Consider the following 18,987-nt stretch of genomic DNA (forward strand, 5'->3'; position numbering starts at 1 on the left):
GGCACGCGCGGGCGGTGCCTGGTAGGTCTCCGGGTAGCCGGTGTCGGAGCCGCGGACGCCGAGCGTCCTGCCGTCTGGATCTCGTCGCCGTGCGGGCAGCACGCCACAACGAGCCAACGAGCCGCCCCTCTCCGAAGTGCCCGGCGCTCCTGCGGTGAAACCAGCCCTCAAGGGTGGGTATCGGTGGCCGGTGGGTCATGGGGATTCCAGCATCGCCGTCCACATCCGTACGAACTCCGGCAGGGTCTTGGCGGTGGTCGCGATGTTCTCCACCTCGACACCCGGCACGGCCAGGCCGAGCACCGCGCCGGCCGTGGCCATGCGGTGGTCGTCGTAGCTGTGGAAGAGGCCGCCGCGCAGCGGGCGGGGGCGGATGATCAGGCCGTCATCGGTCTCCTCGGCGTCGCCGCCCAGGCGGTTGATCTCGGTGGCGAGCGCGGCGAGGCGGTCGGTCTCGTGGCCGCGCAGATGGCTGACACCCCGGATCCGGCTGGGCGTCGAGGCCAGCGCCGCCAGGGCGGCGATCGTCGGGGTCAGCTCGCCCACCTCACGCAGGTCAACGTCGATACCGGTGATCGCACCGGTCCCGCTGACCACCAGCTCAGCGACGTCGGCCCGATCCGCCGCACCTGTCCCGTCGGTGGTGCCGGTCTGGTCGGTGGTGCTGGTCTGGTCGGTGGTGCCGGGCCGGTTGGTGGTGCCGGTTTGGTCGGCGGTGCTGGTCCGGTTGGTGGTGCTGGTCCGGTTGGCGGTGCCGGGTCGGTTGGTGGCGCGGGTGACTGTGGCGCCCATGGAGGTGAGCAGGCCGCGCAGTGCGTCGCCCGCCTGCGTGGTCCGTGCCGGCCAGCCGGGGATCGTCACCGTGCCGCCCGAAACCAGCGCCGCCGCCAGGAACGGGGCCGCGTTGGACAGGTCGGGCTCCACCGTCATGTCCCTGGCCGCGATCGGGCCGGGCAGCACGCGCCACACGTCGCGCTCACCGACGTCCACCGTCACGCCGACCGCCCTGAGCATCTCCACGGTCATCTCGATGTGCGGCTGCGAGGGCACCGGCGGGCCCACGTGGCGGATCGTGACGCCCTTCTCGAACCGGGCCGCGGTCAGCAGCAGGCCCGAGACGAACTGGGACGATCCCGACGCGTCCAGCGTGACCTCGCCGCCGGTCGGCGGTCCGCTGATCGTGAACGGCAGCGCGTCGTTGTCGATGCGCGCCCCGAGCGAGCGCAGCGCGTCGAGAATGGGGCCCATTGGGCGTTTGCGCGCGTGCGGGTCGCCGTCGAAGAAGACCGGGCCGTCCGCCAGCGCGGCCATCGGCGGCACGAACCGCATGACCGTGCCCGCCAGCCCGACGTCGATGCGGCCGCCGCCGCGGATCGGGCCCGGCGTCACCTGCCAGTCGACCCCCGCGGCGCTCTCCCGTGTGGCCGTCAGCGTCGTGCCCAGGGCACGCAGCGCCGAGACCATCAGGTCCGCGTCGCGGCTGCGCAGCGCCTGGCGCACGACCCCCGGGCCGTCGGCGAGCGCGGCGAGCAGGAGCGCGCGGTTGGTCACCGACTTGGAGCCGGGCAGCGGGACGGTGGCGGTGACCGGGCCGGTCGCCGCCGGTGCGGGCCAGTGCGGAGCGGACATGGTCAAAGCGTATCGGTCGCGGCGGGGCAGGTCGCATGGCTGATGGACGGGTTCCGACAGTGCGTGGCCGGGCGGCCGGGACAGGGCGCGCGGCCGAGGTGAGCCAGGTAGCGGCGGGGTGCGTGGCCGGGGCATGCGGGCGCGGGCGCGACGTGGCAGTGTGGGGTCATGTGCGGTAGATACGCCTCGGCGCGCAAGAAGCACGAGCTGCTCGAGGAGTTCCAGGTCGAGCAGGACGGCGAGCCCGACAAGGAGCTCGGGGCCGACTACAACGTCGCGCCGACCAAGAACGTCTACGCCGTGCTGAGCCGCGTGCCCAAGGAGGCCGAGCGGGCGGTGCGGCAGCTCAGGATCGTGAAGTGGGGCCTGGTCCCGGTATGGGCCAAGGACCCGTCGATCGGCTCGCGGATGATCAACGCCAGGGCCGAGACGCTGGCCGAGAAGCCGTCATTCCGCCAGGCGTTCGCCAAGCGCAGATGCCTGCTGCCGGCCGACGGTTACTTCGAGTGGATGCCGGTCGAGGGCGAAAAGAAGAAGAAGCAGCCGTATTTCATCCATCCCGCCGACGGCGGGGTGCTGGCCATGGCGGGCCTGTACGAGTTCTGGAAGGACCCCTCGCGCGAGGACGACGACCCGCTGAAGTGGCTGGTCACCTGCACCGTCATCACCACCAACGCCGAGGACAAACTCGGCCGCATCCACGACAGGATGCCCATGATGATCGAGCAGGACCGCTGGGCCGAGTGGCTGGACCCCAAGCTGACCGACACCGAGCAGGCGGGGCGGCTGCTGGTGCCCGCCGAGCCGGGGCGGCTGACCGCGTACGCGGTCTCCACGGAGGTCAACAACGTGCGAAACAATGGCCCAGACCTCATCAAACCTCTCCCTGAAGAAGAGGAAACCGCCCTTTTCTAAAGGTGTAAGAAGCACTGTTATTGGGCATCCGGTGAGGAAAGCGATGCATCCGTTTACTCGGTGTCACCGCCTAAAAGCCCCCTAATTGCACCGGGCGGGACGACCGGGGAAGTCCTCGCCGCGGGTTGCCCTCATTTACCCGGAGGTGCGGATTCGTGGACGTCACGACCGCTCGTGAGCGGCTGGAAGACATGCTCGCGGAACTGGATCGTTCGATCGGGGTCCTCCAGGGAGACCCCGTCGCCGTACGTGAGCACTCGGCGGCCGACGCCGGCTCGGACCTCACCGACGCCGACCGCGCCCAGGCCATGCTGACCGCGGCCACCACGCAGCGCCAGGCCATCATGGAGGCGATCAAGCGCATCGACGAAGGCGTGTACGGCAGGTGCGTCGACTGCGGCAGGCCGGTGCCCGAGGGCCGGATGGAGGCCCGTCCCGAGGCTTCGCGCTGCGTGCAGTGCCAGGGCAAGCAGGAACGCCGCCGCTGAGCGCGTACGCCGCCGGACACGAAGAACGGCGGCGCGGCCGCGACAGCGACGGGTCACCCGTCAAAGGGAGCCGCCGTCAGAGGCGGCGGGCGCTGGCCACCAGGTGGATGCCGACGGTGTCGTCGTCGTTCGGCTGGGCCTCCAGCTCCGTGCGCACCAGGTAGTTGAGCGCCCGCGCGTCGGAGCTGAGCACGTGGTCGACCGTGGACGGCGACAGCACCGTGCGCGGCCGCATCCACTCCACCTCCAGCCCGGCCCCGGCCAGCAGTTCGCGCAGCTGCGTGCTGCTGAAGCAGCGCGTGATGCTGCCGTCGGGCCACGGCACGAGCATGACCTCGCCGGTCTGCCGCAGGTGTTGCCACTGCTCCTGCTCGGCCAGGATCGCCATGCCCAGCACGAGCGAGTCGACGCATACCAGCGCCCGCCCGCCGGGCCGCAGCACCCTGGCCACGTCGCTCATCGCCGACTCGGCCATCAGCTCGACGGACATGGCCCGCTCCTCGGCGAGCACGGCGTCCACGCTCGCGTCGGGCAGGAAGGCCAGGTCGTCGGCGCGCACGTGCCGGACGCGGTCGGCGTCGCGCAGGTCGCGCAATCGGGACTGGCCATCGACGGTACGGCGGAAATCGACCACCTCGATCACCCGATGCCCCGCCCTGGCGGCCTGGCCCGACCATCTGCCGCGGCCGCCGGACAGGTCGAGGACGACGGAGGGTTCGCCGGGAAGCCATCGGGTCAGTTGTTCGGCGGCGACGGCGCGGTAGAAGGTCCAGTACGGCCCGAGCGTCCCTGAGCCGTTCAGTTCCTCGGCCGGAATGGGCAGCACACGCGACTCCTGAGTTCCGGAAAAAGGGCTACCAGCCGGTACGTATGACGTTCCCCGCACCGGGTCCTTCGTACCTTCTATCTTGCGGGAACAGACAAGGGCGCGGGCGTGTTGCGACGAGCATGCTCACATTGGTAGAACCCCAGCCCGCTGACCGACTGGTCACGGGCCAGCGGGTATCCTCCCCTGAGTACGGTGTTCCGCCACAGCCGGCCACCGGTGATCTTAGGGGGGTGGGTCCGGTGCCCGCGACAGGCGCGGAGACGCTGGAGCAGCGAAGCGAGCGATTCGAGCGCGACGTCATGCCGTATCTCGAGCAGCTCTACTCCGCCGCGCTCCGGATGACCCGAAATCCCGCGGACGCGGAGGACCTGCTCCAGGAGACCTTCGCAAAGGCGTTCGCGTCGTTCCATCAGTTCCAGCAGGGCACCAACCTCAAGGCGTGGCTCTACCGGATCCTGACCAACACCTTCATCAACTCTTATCGCAAGAAGCAGCGCGAGCCGAAGCAGTCGGGCGCCGAGGAGATCGAGGACTGGCAGCTTGCGCGGGCCGAGTCCCACACCTCAAGCGGTCTGAAGTCCGCCGAGGTGGAGGCGTTGGAGCACCTGCCCGACGGGGACATCAAGCAGGCGCTCGCGGCTCTGCCCGAGGAGTTCAGGATCGCCGTCTACCTGGCCGACGTCGAAGGCTTCCCCTACAAGGAGATCGCCGACATCATGGGCACTCCGATCGGCACCGTGATGTCGAGGCTGCACAGAGGACGCAGGCAGCTCCGGGGCCTCCTTGAGGATTATGCTCGCGAGCGTGGCCTGGTCCCGGCGGAGGGATCGAAATGAGCTGTGGCAACCCACATGACACCGACTGTCGCGAGGTCCTCGACAAGGTGTACGCCTACCTCGACGGCGAGCTGACCAAGGGGGACATCGCCGAGGTCCGCGTGCATCTCGACGAGTGCAGCCCCTGCCTCAAGGAATACGACCTGGACAAGGCGATCAAGGCGCTCGTGCACAAGCACTGCGGCTGCGACCCGGTCCCCGCGGACCTGCGCGCCAAAGTCCTGGACCGGATCGCGCAGGTACGGTCCGAGCTGGCCGACTGACAGGGGCCCGGCGGACTAGGATTTCGCCCATGCGCGTTTTGGTCACCGGGGGTGCCGGGTTCATCGGGTCCAATCTCGTCGATCGGCTGCTGGCGGACGGTCACGAGGTGGACGTGGTCGATGACCTGTCCACGGGCAGCAGGGACAACCTGGCGGGAGCGGCGGCCGGCGAGCGGTTCCGGCTGCACGAGATGGACATCCGCGACCCCGCGCTGGCCAGGCTGATGGCCGAGCGGCAGCCGGAGGTCGTCTGCCACCTGGCGGCGCAGATCAGCGTGCGCAAGAGCGTGGCCGACCCGGCGCACGACGCCAGGCTCAACGTCGAGGGCACGGCGGCCGTCCTGGCCGCGGCGCACGAGGGGCGCACGCGTAAGGTGGTCTTCGCCTCCTCCGTGGCCGTCTACGGCCGTCCCGCGGCCATCCCGGTGCCGGGCGACGCGGCCACGGACCCGCGCTCGCCGTACGCGGCCTCGAAGCTGAGCGGCGAGATCTACCTCGCCACCTTCCGCGCGCTCTACGGCATGGAGTACACCACGCTGGTGTTGTCCAACGTCTACGGCCCGCGCCAGTCGCCGGAGGGCGAGGCCGGCGTGGTCGCGATCTTCACCGACGCCCTGCTCAGCGGCACGCCCACGGTCCTGTACGGCGACGGCACCCAGACCCGCGACTACATCTTCGTCGAGGACGTGGTGGACGGTTTCGTCAGGGCGTGCGGCGGGGAAGGTAACGGACGCCGGTTCAACCTCGGCACCGGCATCCAGACCACCGACCGCAGGCTGCACTCGCTGATCGCGGACGCGGCGGGCGCGCAGGACAAGCCCGGCTTCGCGCCGCCGCGCGTGGGTGACCTGCCGGCGATGGCGGTCGATCCGGTGCCGGCGCACGAAGGGCTCCGCTGGCAGCCCCGTACCGACCTGTCGACGGGTGTGAAGAAGACCGTCGAGTGGGCGGCGAGCCGTCGCGTGAAGTAGTTGGTTGATTACGCTTTGCTTGCGATTTGCGACTCGGCCCATACGACCACGTCGACTTCTGTAGCGTGAACCCCACGAAGTCGACGTGGAGGCATCTGGATGTCGAAGGTTACGGTCGTCCGGCTGCTCACGGCCATCATGCTCGCCACCGCGGTGGTCATGCTGATCGGCGGGGCGGTGCCTCCTGGGGTGTCCTGGACCTGAACGCCGTGGGGGGCCGCAATGCGTGATCTGCCGTGGCCCGCAAGGGCCTATCTGGTCGCCGTGATCGGCGCGGCGGCCGCTCTCGTCGTACGCGGGATGATCGTCTCCGGCGCTCCCGTGGTCACCAGGCACTTCGACATCCTCCTGGTGCTGGCCCTGCTGTTCCTGGTGTGCGAGTCGATGCCGACGCTGCTCAACGTGGAGCAGTTCGCGGTGTCGGTCAGCTTCTCCGCCTCGCTCGCGGCCGTGGTGCTGATCGGCCCCGAGGGCGCGGCGCTGGTGGGGCTGACCGCGACGCTGAGCGTGCGGCCGGGGCTGCCGCTGGTCAAACGGCTCTTCAACGGCGCCCAGTTCGCCATCTGCGGCTTCGTGGCCGGGCGCGTGTACATGGCGCTGGATGGCGAGGTGGGCGTGCCGGAGGTCAACGCCTTCGACGACCTCATCGGCCCCTACGCCGCCGCCACCGCGGTCTTCGTGCCGCTCAACATCGCGCTGACGCTCACCATGGTCGGCCTGGCCACCCGGGTGCGGGCCACCGAGGTGCCGATGCGGGGCATGGCGCAGTTCCTGCTGTCCTACCTGGGATACGGCACGTTCGGGCTGCTCGTGGCGGGGTTGTGGGCCACCGTGGCGTCGATCTCGGCGGTGCTGGTGCTGCTGCCGCTGTTCGTGGCGCGGTGGGCGTTCGGCCAGTACCACGCCCAGCAGCGCTCCTACGACGCCACCATCGCCGCGCTGTGCCAGGCCGTGGAGACCAAGGACTACTACACCAGGGGCCACTGCACGCGCGTCTCGCACGCCTCCTCCATGATCGCTCAGGAGATCGGCATGGGGCTCGAACGGGTGCGCGCCATCCGTTACGCGGGCATGCTGCACGACGTCGGCAAGCTCGGCGTGCCCACCAAGGTGCTGCAGAAGGAGGGGCCGCTCACCGAGGAGGAGTTCGCCGCGATCCAGCTCCATCCGATGCGCGGCCTGGAGATCGTGCGCGGGATCGGCTTCCTCGACGAGGCCTACGCCGGGATCATGCACCACCACGAGAAGCACGACGGCACCGGCTACCCGATGGGGCTGGCGGGCGATGAGATCCCCGAGTTCGCCAAGGTGATCGCGGTGGCCGACGCGTTCGACTCGATGACCTCCGACCGTTCCTACCGTGGCGCCAGGCCCGTTCCCGAGGCGGTGGACGAGCTGCGCAAGAGCGCGGGCACCCACTTCGACCCGGTGATGGTGGCGGCCTTCATCCGCGCGCTCGAACACGAGCCGTGGCAGCCGCAGCGCCGGGTGGAGCCGCCGCCCCCGGAGGCCGCCGGCACGCCGATCAAGGACCACGACGACCCGACCATGCCCATCCAGGTCGTGACGGGCTCATGATCACCACGGAGCGCGTCAGGCGTACCACCGAGCGGTCCCTGCACACTGTCCTGCGCCGGCTCGACTCCGGTCAGCTTCTGCTCATCTGCGTGGCGGGGCTGGTCGCGATCGCGGGCGTGGCGCACACGGCGGCGGTCGGGCTCGACCGGCCCGAGATCGCGGTCGGGTTCGGCGCGCTGATCGCGGTCGGTGAGCTGGCCAGGCTCACCATGCCGGGCAACAGGGAGGTCGCGCCGATCGGCGCCGCCGCCGCGCTGGGCTACACGCTGCTGCTCGACCTCAGCCAGAACCCGCTGACCCACTCCGCGCTGCAGGTGGTGGCGGTGATCGCGGTCGGCATGATCGCGGGAGCGCTCCCGCATCTGGCGGTCGGCCGACCACCGCGCCTGGACGCGATGGCCAGGCGGCTGCTCACCAGCGCGCTGCTGGCCTTCGCGTTCCGGCCGCTGGCCGAGCCGCTCTACGAGCTGACCAAGCCGCCGACCAGGACGTGGTGGCCGGCGCTCATGGTGATGGTGGCGCTCATCGCGATCACCCTGCTGATCGACGTGCTGATCGCCGCGCTGCTGCGCGCCGAGCAGGTGCGCACCTCGTTCAGGGTGGCCGTGCGCGACGAGGTCAACATGGCCTTCGCGCTGGGCGCCGCGGTCGGCTCGTCCGGCGTGCTGCTCGCGCTGGCCACGCACAGCATGGACCTGGTCGCGCTGCTGGTCTTCGCCGCGCCGCTGCTGGTCACGCAGGTGGCCTTCCGCAAGTACGCGGGCATCAGGGCCACCTACCTGCAGACCGTACGCGCCCTGTCGCGGGTCACGGAGGTCGGCGGCTACGTGGAGCCGGGCCATTCGCGCAGGGTCAGCCGCCTGTCCGTGGCCATCGGCAGGGAACTCGGCATGGCCGAGCCCGAACTGCTGGAGCTGGAGTACGCGGCGCTGATGCACGACATCGGCCAGCTCTCGCTGCGCGACCCGATCCCGGGCGGCGCCACCGTGCTGACCGAGCCCGAGCAGGCCCGCCGGATCGCCGAGCTGGGCGCCGAGGTGATCAGGCAGACGGGGGTGCTGGACCGGGTGGCCGAGGTGGTCAGCCGGCAGTGCGACCCGATCTCCGACGACCCGCCGCTGTCGAGCCGCATCATCAAGGTCGCCAACGCCTACGACGATCTGGTGGGGCCCTCCACCGACCGTGATCGGGGCGGCGCGGCGCTGGAGCGCATCCGGCTGTCGTCGGGCAGCGCGTACGATGCCCATGCGGTCGAGGCGCTCGCCCTCGTGATCGACCGCGGCCGGGTTTGACCCCCTGTTTCCCACCTGTTTGCCACGGTTCGCGGGCCACTGTCGCGGCCGCCCCTGATCTTCGGCACCGATGACCCCTAAAACCGAATTACCGGTGTCCGCGTCCGACCTCTACAGTCAGCGGGCCGCCTATCGTGTTTCCGGGGACTCACAATTGTAGGGTTCCTACAGATTGGGCAGTCCGGATCGGTGGTTTAGGGGGAATAGGTCAGAGCGGTGGCGGCCATAGGGTGGTCGGCGTGCTTACTGAGACGCTCGGACCCGTTCTGATCGCCAACCGAGGGGAGATCGCGCGGCGGATCATCCGCACGGTCAAGCGGATGGGCCTGCGCGCCATCGCGGTCCACTCCGAGGCCGATGCCGACCTGCCGTTCGTCCGCGAGGCCGACGAGGCCGTGCAGATCGGGCCCGCCAACCCCGCGCAGAGCTACCTCGACGCGGCGAAGGTGCTGGAGGCGGCCCGCGCGACCGGCGCGAAGGCGATCCACCCCGGCTACGGGTTCCTCGCCGAGAACGTCGCGTTCGCCCGCGCCGTCATCGAGGCCGGGATGACCTGGATCGGCCCGTCGCCCGAGGCCATCGACAAGATGGGCGACAAGATCAACGCCAGGAACCTCATGGAGGCCGCGGGCGTGCCGGTCGCGGCGGGCACCCGCGAACCGGTCACCGACCTGTCGCTGGCGCTGAGGGCGGCCGAGACCATCGGTTATCCGGTCATGGTCAAGACCGCGGGCGGCGGCGGTGGCATCGGGATGAGCGTGGCCCACAACGAAGAGGGCTTGGCCAAGGCGTACGAGCAGGCGGCCAGGGCGGCCGCCAGGTTCTCCGGCGGCGACGCGCTTGACGGCCCCGCCGTGCTGCTGGAGCGCTACATCGAGCGGGCCCGCCACGTCGAGGTGCAGATCCTGGGCCTGCCCGGCGGCAAGGTCGTGGCGCTGGGTGAGCGCGACTGCTCGGTGCAGCGCCGCCACCAGAAGGTCGTCGAGGAGTCTCCCTCGCCCGGCATCACCCCCGAGCTGCGCGAGCGCATGCTGGCCGCGGCCGTGCGGGCCGGCGAGGCCGTGGGCTACCTGGGCGCGGGCACGGTCGAGTGCTTGGTCGACGCCGACAAGCAGGACTTCGTCTTCCTGGAGATGAACACCCGGCTGCAGGTGGAGCACCCGGTCACCGAGCTGGTCACCGGCGCCGACCTGGTCGAGCTGCAGCTGCGCGTCGCGGCTGGGGAGAGCCCCGAGGTGCCGGCCGAGCCCCGTGGGCACGCGATCGAGTTCCGGGTCTACGCTGAGGACCCCAAGCGGTTCTTCCCCGGCCCGGGCAAGATCACGGCATGGGAGGAGCCGGTCGGCGATGGCGTGCGGGTGGACTCCGGCTACGAGTCGGGCAACACCGTCACCCCGTTCTACGACCCGCTGATGGCCAAGCTCTGCGTTTTCGGCTCCGACCGGGCCGAGGCGCTGCAGAAGGGCCGCAAGGCGGTGGCCGAATTCACCGTTGAGGGACCGAAGAACAACCTGCCATTCTGTGCGGAGCTGCTGGAGAACGCGGAGTTCGTCACCGGCGACTACGACACGGGCCTGGTCGCGCGCATGCGAGCCTAGGCTGAGATTGTTGGATCACTTAAAGATTGGAGTCCCGGTGGCTGAGGTACGTGCCGAGATGGTCGCGAATGTGTGGAAGGTCGTTGTCAGCGAGGGTGACACGGTCTCCGATGGCGACACGCTGGTCATCCTCGAGTCCATGAAAATGGAGATCCCCGTGATCGCCGAGGACGACGGGGTCGTCGCGCAGCTGAAGGTCGCCGAGGGCGACGTGATCCAGGAAGGCGACCTGATCGCCGTCATCGAGTAGCCCGGGGAAGGCGGCCTGGTCGCCGTCATCGAGTGGCGCGGGCGATGAACTTGGCACGATCGACCACCACGCGTTCGATCGTGCCCTTGCCGACAACGGTCCGCCCGCCGCGCTCCTCGTACGTCTCGGGCTCCCCGTGCTCCTCGTGGGCCTCGAAGGCGAAGACCAGGCGCCGGCCGTCCACCCGGGTCAGCTCCACGCCGACCCGGACACGGGCCCCGAGCGGGCTGGCGGCCAGATGGTCGAGCTCCACCCGGGTGCCGACGGATGTCTGGCCGGGCGCGAGATGCCGCTCGACGGCGCGCACGGTCGCCGCCTCGGCCAGCGCGAGCAGCCGGGGAGTGGCGAGCACGGGCACGTCTCCGCTGCCGATCGCCTTCGCTGTGTCGTTCATCTCGACCACGACGAGCAGTTGGGAGCGCAGACCAGGAGCGAGCGTCATGGGCTCAGCCTAAGGGGGACGGCATTCGCGCACTGCCGCTGACTTCCTAGAAACGCGGACAAGTGCGGGCGGAAGGCTCCAAGATAGGCTTTGTACGGCTTGAGGCATTTGAGTGGCATCTGGGACACGTGAGTCGTACACTCTCTGAGTTCCGTGACCACTGTGTTACCTGTCCGCGACAAAACTTCGCTTTGTTGGAGATCCGCGGGGCGGGGGACGGTTTCGGACGTAGGGGGGTAACGGGGGAATCATGGTGGCCCAAGGGACGACGCTGGCGGGGCGTTATAGGTTGGATACCCGCATCGGCGCCGGTGGCATGGGCGAGGTGTGGCGTGGCGAGGACGTCGTGCTCGCGCGCACCGTCGCCGTCAAGGTGCTGCTCCCCGGCCGTATGGAGGACCCCGGGTTCGTCGCTCGCTTTCAGGGGGAAGCGCGTGCGATGGCCACGGTCAACCACTCCGGCGTCGTGGACGTCTACGACTACGGCGTCAGCGGAGACACCGTCTACCTGGTGATGAAGTTCGTCGACGGCGAACCGCTCGACCGGCTGCTGGCCAGGCTGGGGCGGATCCCGCCGCAGGCGGCCATGGAGCTGATCGCGCAGGCCGCTTCGGCCCTGCAGGCCGTGCACGACCAGGGAATCGTGCACCGCGACGTCAAGCCGGGCAACCTGCTCGTGCAGCGCGACGGCACACTCGTGCTGACCGACTTCGGCATCGCGCGCTCCGACATCGCCAGCCGGCTCACCGACGCCGGCATGGTGCTCGGCACCGCCGCCTACTGCGCGCCCGAGCAGGCCGAGGGCGCTCCCGTGACGCCCGCGGTGGACATTTACGCGCTCGGCGTGGTGGCGTACGAGTGCCTGGTCGGCCAGCGGCCGTTCGACGGTGACAGCGCGGTGACGATCGCGCTCAAGCACATCCGCGAGGCCCCGCCACCCCTGCCCCAGGACATCCCGCAGTCGGTGCGAACGCTGGTGGAGATCGCGCTGTCGAAGGATCCGGCCAGGCGTTACCCCAGCGCCAGGGCGATGAGCGAGGCCGCGCGGGCGATCGCCAACGGGCAGACGCCCGCCGTGCCCGAGCTGACCACCGGTGTCACGATGGCGCCTCCTCAGGAGGCGTACCAGCAGCCGCCCCAGCACCACCAGCAGACGGGCCAGCACCACCAGGCGGGGCAGTCCGACACCGATCCCTACAAGACGGGCGCCAGGATGGCGCACGAGGACACGTCGGTGACCGACCGGCGCGGGAGCCGGCGCGCGGCCAAGGCGCCGCGCAGGACCGGGCTGATCGCGGCCATCGCCGCGGCGGTCGTGCTCGGCGCGGGCGCCACCGCCGTCGCTCTGACCGGGATGACCACCACCTCCATCGAGACGCCTCCGACGGTCAGTGCCCCCAACGAGGGCGGCGAGGACAAGGTCGTGCAGACCACGCCGCCGCCCAAGACCGAGGAACCCGAGCCCACGACCGCGAGGACGACGCCCCGGCCGGTCATCACCAAGCCGACGAGGCCTGATCCGACGCCGGAGGAGACCAAGCCGACCAGGACGCCCACCAGCACCCCCAGCAAGAGCCCGACGCCGTCGAAGTCGCCCTCTCCCACGCCGTCGGCGGACAAGGTGCTGGTGCCCGACGTGGTCGGCAAGCGGTTCCTGGACGGCGAGCCCATGATCATCGCGGCGGATCTCGAGTCGAAGCTCATCGACCAGACCTCCACCACCGACGGCCTGAGCTGCGGCAGGATCAAGCAGACCGTGCCGGCTCCCGGCACGTCGGTGAAGAAGGGCTCGGTGGTCGAGCTGATCGTCATCGACAGCGCCTGCCCGGACGACACCTCGCCGTCGCCCACGCCGACCACCTCGCCCAAGCCGCAGCAGTAGCCGCTCACACCCCCGTCGTGTTGCGGGGGTAGGCGATCTCCGGGTCGGTGGCGATGTTGACCATGTACGGGATGCCGGAGTCGAACGCCCTGCGCAGCGCGGGCCCGATCTCCGACGGCTTGGTGACCAGCTCGCCACCTCCGCCGAGCGCGGTCACCACCTGGTCGTAGCGGCACTGGGGCTGCAGCTCGGCGGCCACGTCGTAGCCGTACAACATCTGCATGGGGTGCTTCTCCAGGCCCCACATGCCGTTGTTGCCGCAGACCATCACGACGGGGAGCTTGTGGCGGACGAGGGTGTCGACGTCCATCAGCGAGAACCCGGCGGCGCCGTCGCCGAGCAGCAGCACCACCTGCGAGGAGGGCCTGGCCAGGCGGGCGGCGATGGAGTAGCCCAGGCCGGTGCCGAGGCAGCCGTACGGGCCGGGGTCCAGCCAGTTGCCCGGCTGCTTCGGCTCGACGTACTTGCCGGCGTAGGAGACGAAGTCGCCGCCGTCGCCGATCACCACCGCGTCGTCGGCCAGGACCTTGCCCAGCTCGCCGTACACGCGCATGGGGTGGATCGGGTCGGAGTCGGCGGCCAGCAGTTCGGCGTCCCCCGCGATGGCCGCGGCGGCGGCCTCGGACAGCTTCGACACCCACGAGGAGTACCTGTCGGGCTTGATCCCGGCCTCGCCGCAGGCCGTGCCGAGGCCCCAGAACACCACCGACAGGTCACCCGCGGCGCCGGCGGCCGGCTGCATGTGTGTGGCGAGCTGCGAGGGCGCGTCGGCGATGTGCACCACCTTGGCCAGCGGCGCGCCGTCCTTGCCGCCGAACCAGCCGTAGCCCAGGCGGAAGTCGAGCGGCGTGCCGACCACGATCACCAGGTCGGCCTGGGCGAAGGCGAGGCCGCGGGCCCGGGTGACGAGCAGTTCGTGGCCGGAGGGCAGGATGCCGCGGCCCTGGCCGTTGGGGATGACCGGCAGCCGCCACGTCTCGGCGAAGTCGCGGGCGGCCTCCTCGGCGCGGTCCATCCACACGTCGGAGCCGTAGACCAGCACCGGGCGCTCGGCCTCGGCCAGCAGCCGCGCGATGCCCGCCAGGCCCTCGGGGTCGGGCTCCAGCGGGGACGGGGACTGCGTGCGCACCTCGTGCAGCGGCGACGGGGCGAACAGGTGGTCCATGTACATGTCGAGGAAGACCGGGCCGCGGTGGGGCGCGACCGCGGTGCGGAAGGCCATCTCGACGTCCTGGCCGACGGAGTCGGCGGCGCTCGCGGTGAACGACAGCTTGGTGATCGGGTCGAGCAGCGGCGGGTGGTCCATCTCCTGCAGCGCGCCGCTGCCCCAGCGGGACTGGGGCGCCCTGCCGCCCAGGACGACCACCGGGGAGCCGTTGAAATGGGCGGTCGCGACGCCGCTGACGCCGTTGGTGATGCCGGGACCGGCGGTCAGCACGGCCAGGCCCGGACTCCTGGTCAGCCTGGCGGTCGCCTCGGCGGCGAAGACCGCGCTCTGCTCGTGACGTACGTCGAGGATGCGCATGCCCTCGTGGACCGCGCCGTCGTAGAGGGGGAAGACGTGCCCTCCCGACAGGGTGAACATGGTCTCGACGCCATAGGCCTTGGACACGGCGACGGCGGCGTCACCGGCGTGCTTCGCAGACTCCATGCCGGGAACTTACCAATCAGTCACACGGGTAAACAGGCTTTGACCATTGGAACGACCTTCAGCGGCAGCAGACGCTCACATAGCCGTCCTTGGTGGTCGCGACGATCTTCCTTGAGGCGTCGGGGTCGTGCCTGACGCTGAGCGTGGTGTTGACGCCCTCGGCGGTCACGGCGTACACGTTTCTCGGCACCCACACGTCGACGTCCCCCGAGGTGCGCACGACGGCCCTGACCTGCGACGGCGCGCTCTGGAAGGTCACCCGCAGGTCGCCGGAGCCGGCCTCCACGTCGGCCCGCTCGCCGCGGAGGGACTCGGCGACGACGTCGCCCGTGCCGGTCCTGGCCCAGAGGTCGCCGGAGAGGGTGGTCACGCGGATGTCGCCGGCCACGGACGTCAGGCGCACACTGCCGAAGAGATCGTCGGCCGCGACGGCGCCGCCGACCGTACCGGCCTCGACATCGACCTCCGGTGGCACGAACAGCGTGTAGCTCGCCCGGCAGGTGGGGCCCTGCGGCTGGTCGTGGTCGCGGCAGACCGCGTCGAGCAGGAGCGTGCCGGTGCGTTCGTCCCAGTCCTCGGTCACCGTCGGCCGGTCCTTCGACCACTGCAGATACCGGTCGATGCGCAGCTCGCCGGCCTGCCCGGAGGTGATGAAGAGGTCCACCTGGCCCTTGCCCGTCCTGATCTGCACGGCCTTGTGGTCGAGCGGGATGGACCGCGAGGTGTGCTCCCTCGGCTCGCGGGCCGAGGCGAACATGGACCAGAGCGACGCGGTGGAGATCAGCAGCGCGATCGCGGTCGCCACGGCGCCCGCCGTCAGCCACAGGGCCCTCATGGGAGGCTCCGAATCTTGAGGAACTGCAGCACGGCCAGCACCCGCCGGTGGTCGCCCTCGTCGGGCGACAGGCCGAGCTTGGCGAAGATGTTGCCGATGTGCTTGCCCACGGCCCCCTCGCTGAGCACCAGGGCCTGCCCGATGCCGGCGTTGGAGCGGCCCTCCGCCATCAGCTGGAGCACCTCCTGCTCCCTGGGCGTCAGCCGTTCCAGCGGGTCGCTGTTGCCGCGCACCAGGAGCTGGGCGACGACCTCCGGGTCGAGGGCGGTGCCGCCGGAGGCCACTCTCCGCAGCGCGCCGATGAACTCGGTCACGTCCGCCACGCGGTCCTTGAGCAGGTAGCCGACGCCGCCGGTCGCCGCGGAGGCGAGAAGCTGGGCGGCGTAGCGCTCCTCGACGTACTGGGAGAGCACGAGCACGGCCAGCTGTGGTTGCTGGCGGCGCAGCACGAGTGCGGCCCGCAGGCCCTCGTCGGTGTGCGTGGGCGGCATCCGGACGTCGGTGACGACCAGCTCGGGCCGGTGCTCCTCGGCGGCACGCAGCAGCCCCTCCGCCTCCTCCACGGCCGCGACCACCTCCATGCCGGCGGCGGCCAGGATCCGGATGAGTCCCTCGCGCAGCAGCACGGAGTCCTCGGCGAGCACTACTCGCACGGCAGCTCCACCTCGATCGTCGTAGGGCCGCCCAGCGGGCTGGACAGCCGCAGCGTCCCGTCCACGGAGTCGATCCGCTGGGCCAGCCCGCGCAGGCCGGTGCCGCCGTCCATCCTGGCACCGCCGCACCCGTCGTCGTAGACGAGCACGTGCAGGCGGTCGCGCTCGCGCCGCACGCTCACCTGCGCCTTGGTGGCCGCCGCGTGCTTGGCGATGTTGGTCAGCGCCTCCGACACGATGAAGAAGGCCACCGCCTCGATGGTCGGAGTGGTACGCCGCTCGATGTCGACGCTCAGCTTCACCGGGAAGGGGGCGCGGGCGGCCACGCCCGACAGCGCCGCGTCCAGTCCCTGGTCGTTGAGCACGGCCGGATGCAGGCCGCGGACGAAGTCACGCAGCTCCTTGAGCGCCAGCTTGGCCTCCTCGTGCGCCTGCACGATGGCCTCGCGGGCCGGCTCGGGCAGGTCGGTCAGCGTGGCCCTGGCCAGGCCGAGGTTGATGGCCAGCGAGACCAGCCGCTGCTGGGCGCCGTCGTGCAGGTCCCGCTCGATCCTGCGGCGCTCGGCGTCGGCCGCGTCGATCATGCCGGCCCGGCTCTCGGTCAGCGTCTCGATGCGCTGCCCCAGTTCGGTACGGCTGGGCCCGAGCAACGTACGCGCCACCGACAGGTCCAGCACCGCCATGCCGCGCGCCAGCAACGGCGCGAGCAGCAGCAACGCGAGACCCACCAGCATGTACGCCGCCATCACCCTGTTGTCCCTGAGATCCAGCGGGAACTCCAGCGGCGGCTCCTGCATCTTCGGCGCCAGGAACGACAGCAGCCCCACCACCGCCCCGCCCCACGCGAAGGCCACCAGGACCGCCCCGACCAGACCCACCAGCGGCGACAGCAGGTGGTAGCCGATCTGCCGCCACGTGGCGCGCCGCCGCCAGCGGGTCGGGGCCGGCATGGGCGGGATGCGGAAGCCGAGGAAGGCGTGGAACCTGGAGCGCTGCACCCTGGTGAACAGCGGTACGGCCCGCAGCAGCAGCGGCGGCGCCACGGCCAGCAGGACCGTCAGCCCGCCGAGCAACACCGCGACGGGTAGACCGATGATCACGTGTGCCGTGTCGAGCCAGGCCCGTGCCGACCACGGCCGGGGGACTTTCATGGACTCAACGGTATTGACCTGCGCGCGTGCGTGGAATGGGTCTGGTGTGCTGGTGAATGGTGGGGCTAACCCCACCATCAGGCGCTGTGGCGCTGCCTGAAGGCGGCGGGGTCGAAGACGCCTCCCAGCGTCGTGCCCAGGCTCTCGCGCGCCGTTTCGGTGAACGCCCTGCGGTCGAGCCGGCCCGCCCCTTCCGGCAGCGCTCCGGCCAGCGGTCTGGCGCCCAGCATCTCCAGGTCGGCCACGCTGCTCAGGTCGCCGATGTCCGGGGTGGCGGGCCAGCGGCCGATGACGATGCCGGCGAGGTCGAGCCCGCGGTGTGCCAGCGATTCCAGGGTGAGTGCCGTGTGGTTGACGGTGTCGCCGCCCGGCCGTACCACGACGAGGACCTGGGCCCGCAGGGTGCGTGCGAGGTCGGCGGCGGTGGCGCCGTCCTCGTCGTAGCGGTCGAGCAGGCCGCCGTTGCCCTCCACGACCACCAGGCGGTTGCTCTCGGCCAGCTCGCGTGCCAGGTTGGCGGCCCGGGCCAGCGACACGGGCGGGGTACCGGCGGCTCTGGCGGCGGCGGCGGGCGGCAGCCGGCCGGGGAAGCGGCCGAGCTCGAAGGTGGTGGTGAGGCCGGACAGCCGGATGACCTCGTCCACGTCGCCGGGGCGGTCGGGGGTGAGCCCGGTCTGGGCGAGCTTGATCACGGCCGCCGCGGACCCGCGGCGCAGAGCCAGCGCGGTCAGCGCCGCCGTCACGACCGTCTTGCCCACGCCGGAGCCGGTTCCCGTGACGACGATGACACTCATGGGCGGCCCTGTGCTGCAACGAGAACGTTCATGGGCGGCTTCCTGTGCCAGTGGGAACGGTCATGGGCGGCTTCCTGTGCCAGAGGGAACGGTCATGGGCGGCGCAGGCGGGTGACGAACTTGTACCGGTCGCCGCGGTAGAGGGACTGCGCCCACTCCACGGGGTTGCCGTCGGCGTCGAAGGCGTGGCGGGTCAGCAGCAACATCGGCAGGCCGACGTCCACGCCGAGCGCCTTGGCGTCGTAGGGGGTGGCCAGGACGGTCTCGATGATCTCCTCGGCGTCGGTCAGCCGTACGTTGTAGGCGTTGTGCAGCGTCTCGTACAACGAGGCGTGCACCTCCAGCTCGCGCCGCAGCCGGGGGAAGCGGCGTGCCGACAGGTGGGTGGTGTCGATCGAGACCGGCTCGCCGTTGGCGAGCCGCAGGCGGTGGATGCGCAGCACGCGCCCGCCGGGGTTGATGGCCAGCCGCCGCGCCAGTGCCTCGTCGGCGGTGATGTAGCCGATCTCCAGTATCTTGGTGTCCGGCTCCAGACCGGCCGTGCGCAGGTCCCCGATGTACGAGGTGAGCTGCAGCACCTGCGCCACCTTGGGCTGCGCCACGAACGTGCCCTTGCCCTGGATGCGCAGCAGCCGCCCCTCGACCACCAGCTCGGTCAGCGCCTGTCTGACCGTGGTGCGCGAGGTCTCGTACCGTACGGCCAGCGTGCGCTCGGGCGGCAGAGCCGTGCCGGGTGACAGGCTCTTGGTGAGCTCGAGCAGGGCCCGTTTCACGTCGTAGTACTTCGGCACGCGGGGGCTGTCGTCTGTCACGCTCTCACCTTCACTTCTGCCACGGCGGTGAGGGCGTGTCTGATCACCGCGAGATCATCGGAACTCACTTTGGCCCGAGCGGTCAACCGCGGGCTGAGGCGGCCGACCGGCGCCGGGC

19 protein-coding genes are annotated in these 18,987 nt (G+C 70.7%); 10 read left to right on the forward strand and 9 right to left on the reverse strand.

Annotated features, from left to right (window positions below; all coding sequences use genetic code 11):
• Window positions 1-195 precede the first annotated feature (195 nt).
• Entirely contained in the window at window positions 196-1,629 is a 1,434-nt protein-coding gene (gene aroA / locus AB0I81_RS48100) for a 3-phosphoshikimate 1-carboxyvinyltransferase (RefSeq protein WP_360673004.1), read from the reverse strand.
• Window positions 1,630-1,797: 168 nt separating this feature from the next.
• On the opposite strand from aroA, the gene AB0I81_RS48105 reads away from it, so the two are divergent.
• Window positions 1,798-2,544, forward strand: a complete 747-nt coding sequence (locus AB0I81_RS48105) for an SOS response-associated peptidase (protein ID WP_360673007.1) — start codon at window positions 1,798-1,800, stop codon at window positions 2,542-2,544.
• Between the two features lie 155 nt (window positions 2,545-2,699).
• Window positions 2,700-3,032 (forward strand): TraR/DksA family transcriptional regulator, encoded by a 333-nt coding sequence (locus tag AB0I81_RS48110; RefSeq protein WP_360673010.1) that lies wholly within the window; start codon window positions 2,700-2,702, stop codon window positions 3,030-3,032.
• A gap of 76 nt (window positions 3,033-3,108) precedes the next feature.
• Here AB0I81_RS48110 and AB0I81_RS48115 read toward each other — a convergent pair whose 3' ends face one another.
• On the reverse strand, window positions 3,109-3,858 hold the full coding sequence (locus AB0I81_RS48115; protein ID WP_360673013.1) for a methyltransferase domain-containing protein: 750 nt from the start codon (window positions 3,856-3,858) through the stop codon (window positions 3,109-3,111).
• 233 nt (window positions 3,859-4,091) lie between these two features.
• On the opposite strand from AB0I81_RS48115, the gene AB0I81_RS48120 reads away from it, so the two are divergent.
• The 7 genes from AB0I81_RS48120 to AB0I81_RS48150 all read left to right on the forward strand — a co-directional run bounded on the left by AB0I81_RS48120 (window position 4,092) and on the right by AB0I81_RS48150 (window position 10,649).
• Window positions 4,092-4,697 carry a sigma-70 family RNA polymerase sigma factor gene (locus tag AB0I81_RS48120; RefSeq protein WP_132510087.1) on the forward strand — a complete coding sequence of 202 codons (606 nt, stop codon included), beginning with the start codon at window positions 4,092-4,094 and terminating at the stop codon, window positions 4,695-4,697.
• The gene (rsrA, locus tag AB0I81_RS48125; protein ID WP_360673016.1) at window positions 4,694-4,960 is read left to right on the forward strand and encodes a mycothiol system anti-sigma-R factor; all 267 of its coding nucleotides are present in this window, start codon (window positions 4,694-4,696) and stop codon (window positions 4,958-4,960) included. Before AB0I81_RS48120 ends, rsrA begins: the two co-directional genes overlap by 4 nt.
• A gap of 29 nt (window positions 4,961-4,989) precedes the next feature.
• Window positions 4,990-5,931 (forward strand): NAD-dependent epimerase/dehydratase family protein, encoded by a 942-nt coding sequence (locus tag AB0I81_RS48130; protein WP_360673019.1) that lies wholly within the window; start codon window positions 4,990-4,992, stop codon window positions 5,929-5,931.
• A 222-nt stretch (window positions 5,932-6,153) separates the two neighbouring features.
• Window positions 6,154-7,509 (forward strand): HD-GYP domain-containing protein, encoded by a 1,356-nt coding sequence (locus tag AB0I81_RS48135; protein ID WP_360673022.1) that lies wholly within the window; start codon window positions 6,154-6,156, stop codon window positions 7,507-7,509.
• Window positions 7,506-8,801: an HD domain-containing phosphohydrolase gene (locus AB0I81_RS48140; RefSeq protein ID WP_360673025.1), complete on the forward strand. Its 1,296-nt coding sequence runs from the start codon at window positions 7,506-7,508 to the stop codon at window positions 8,799-8,801. Before AB0I81_RS48135 ends, AB0I81_RS48140 begins: the two co-directional genes overlap by 4 nt.
• 239 nt (window positions 8,802-9,040) lie before the next feature.
• Window positions 9,041-10,399 carry a biotin carboxylase N-terminal domain-containing protein gene (locus tag AB0I81_RS48145; protein ID WP_360673028.1) on the forward strand — a complete coding sequence of 453 codons (1,359 nt, stop codon included), beginning with the start codon at window positions 9,041-9,043 and terminating at the stop codon, window positions 10,397-10,399.
• A gap of 37 nt (window positions 10,400-10,436) precedes the next feature.
• Entirely contained in the window at window positions 10,437-10,649 is a 213-nt protein-coding gene (locus AB0I81_RS48150) for a biotin/lipoyl-binding carrier protein (protein WP_360673031.1), read from the forward strand.
• A 25-nt stretch (window positions 10,650-10,674) separates the two neighbouring features.
• Here the strand turns inward: AB0I81_RS48150 and AB0I81_RS48155 are convergent, their stop codons facing one another.
• On the reverse strand, window positions 10,675-11,091 hold the full coding sequence (locus AB0I81_RS48155) for a hotdog domain-containing protein (RefSeq protein ID WP_360673034.1): 417 nt from the start codon (window positions 11,089-11,091) through the stop codon (window positions 10,675-10,677).
• Between the two features lie 289 nt (window positions 11,092-11,380).
• Here AB0I81_RS48155 and AB0I81_RS48160 point away from each other — a divergent pair, with 289 nt between their 5' ends.
• Entirely contained in the window at window positions 11,381-12,973 is a 1,593-nt protein-coding gene (locus AB0I81_RS48160; protein WP_360673036.1) for a serine/threonine protein kinase, read from the forward strand.
• Between the two features lie 4 nt (window positions 12,974-12,977).
• Here the strand turns inward: AB0I81_RS48160 and AB0I81_RS48165 are convergent, their stop codons facing one another.
• From AB0I81_RS48165 to AB0I81_RS48190, 6 genes are all read right to left on the reverse strand, one after another.
• Window positions 12,978-14,624, reverse strand: a complete 1,647-nt coding sequence (locus AB0I81_RS48165) for an acetolactate synthase (RefSeq protein WP_360673039.1) — start codon at window positions 14,622-14,624, stop codon at window positions 12,978-12,980.
• A 58-nt stretch (window positions 14,625-14,682) separates the two neighbouring features.
• Complete coding sequence (locus tag AB0I81_RS48170) at window positions 14,683-15,459, reverse strand: DUF4097 family beta strand repeat-containing protein (protein WP_360673042.1); 777 nt, start codon at window positions 15,457-15,459, stop codon at window positions 14,683-14,685.
• Window positions 15,456-16,112, reverse strand: a complete 657-nt coding sequence (locus AB0I81_RS48175; protein ID WP_360673045.1) for a response regulator transcription factor — start codon at window positions 16,110-16,112, stop codon at window positions 15,456-15,458. Before AB0I81_RS48175 ends, AB0I81_RS48170 begins: the two co-directional genes overlap by 4 nt.
• Complete coding sequence (locus tag AB0I81_RS48180; protein WP_360673048.1) at window positions 16,103-17,263, reverse strand: sensor histidine kinase; 1,161 nt, start codon at window positions 17,261-17,263, stop codon at window positions 16,103-16,105. The genes AB0I81_RS48175 and AB0I81_RS48180 overlap by 10 nt, the downstream gene beginning before the upstream one ends.
• Before the next feature lie 77 nt (window positions 17,264-17,340).
• Window positions 17,341-18,057, reverse strand: a complete 717-nt coding sequence (gene bioD / locus AB0I81_RS48185; RefSeq protein ID WP_360673051.1) for a dethiobiotin synthase — start codon at window positions 18,055-18,057, stop codon at window positions 17,341-17,343.
• Window positions 18,058-18,149: 92 nt separating this feature from the next.
• Window positions 18,150-18,869, reverse strand: a complete 720-nt coding sequence (locus AB0I81_RS48190; protein WP_360673054.1) for a GntR family transcriptional regulator — start codon at window positions 18,867-18,869, stop codon at window positions 18,150-18,152.
• Window positions 18,870-18,987: the final 118 nt, after the last annotated feature.

Origin of the sequence: Nonomuraea sp. NPDC050404 (assembly GCF_040655495.1) — a bacterium.
GTDB lineage: Bacteria > Actinomycetota > Actinomycetes > Streptosporangiales > Streptosporangiaceae > Nonomuraea.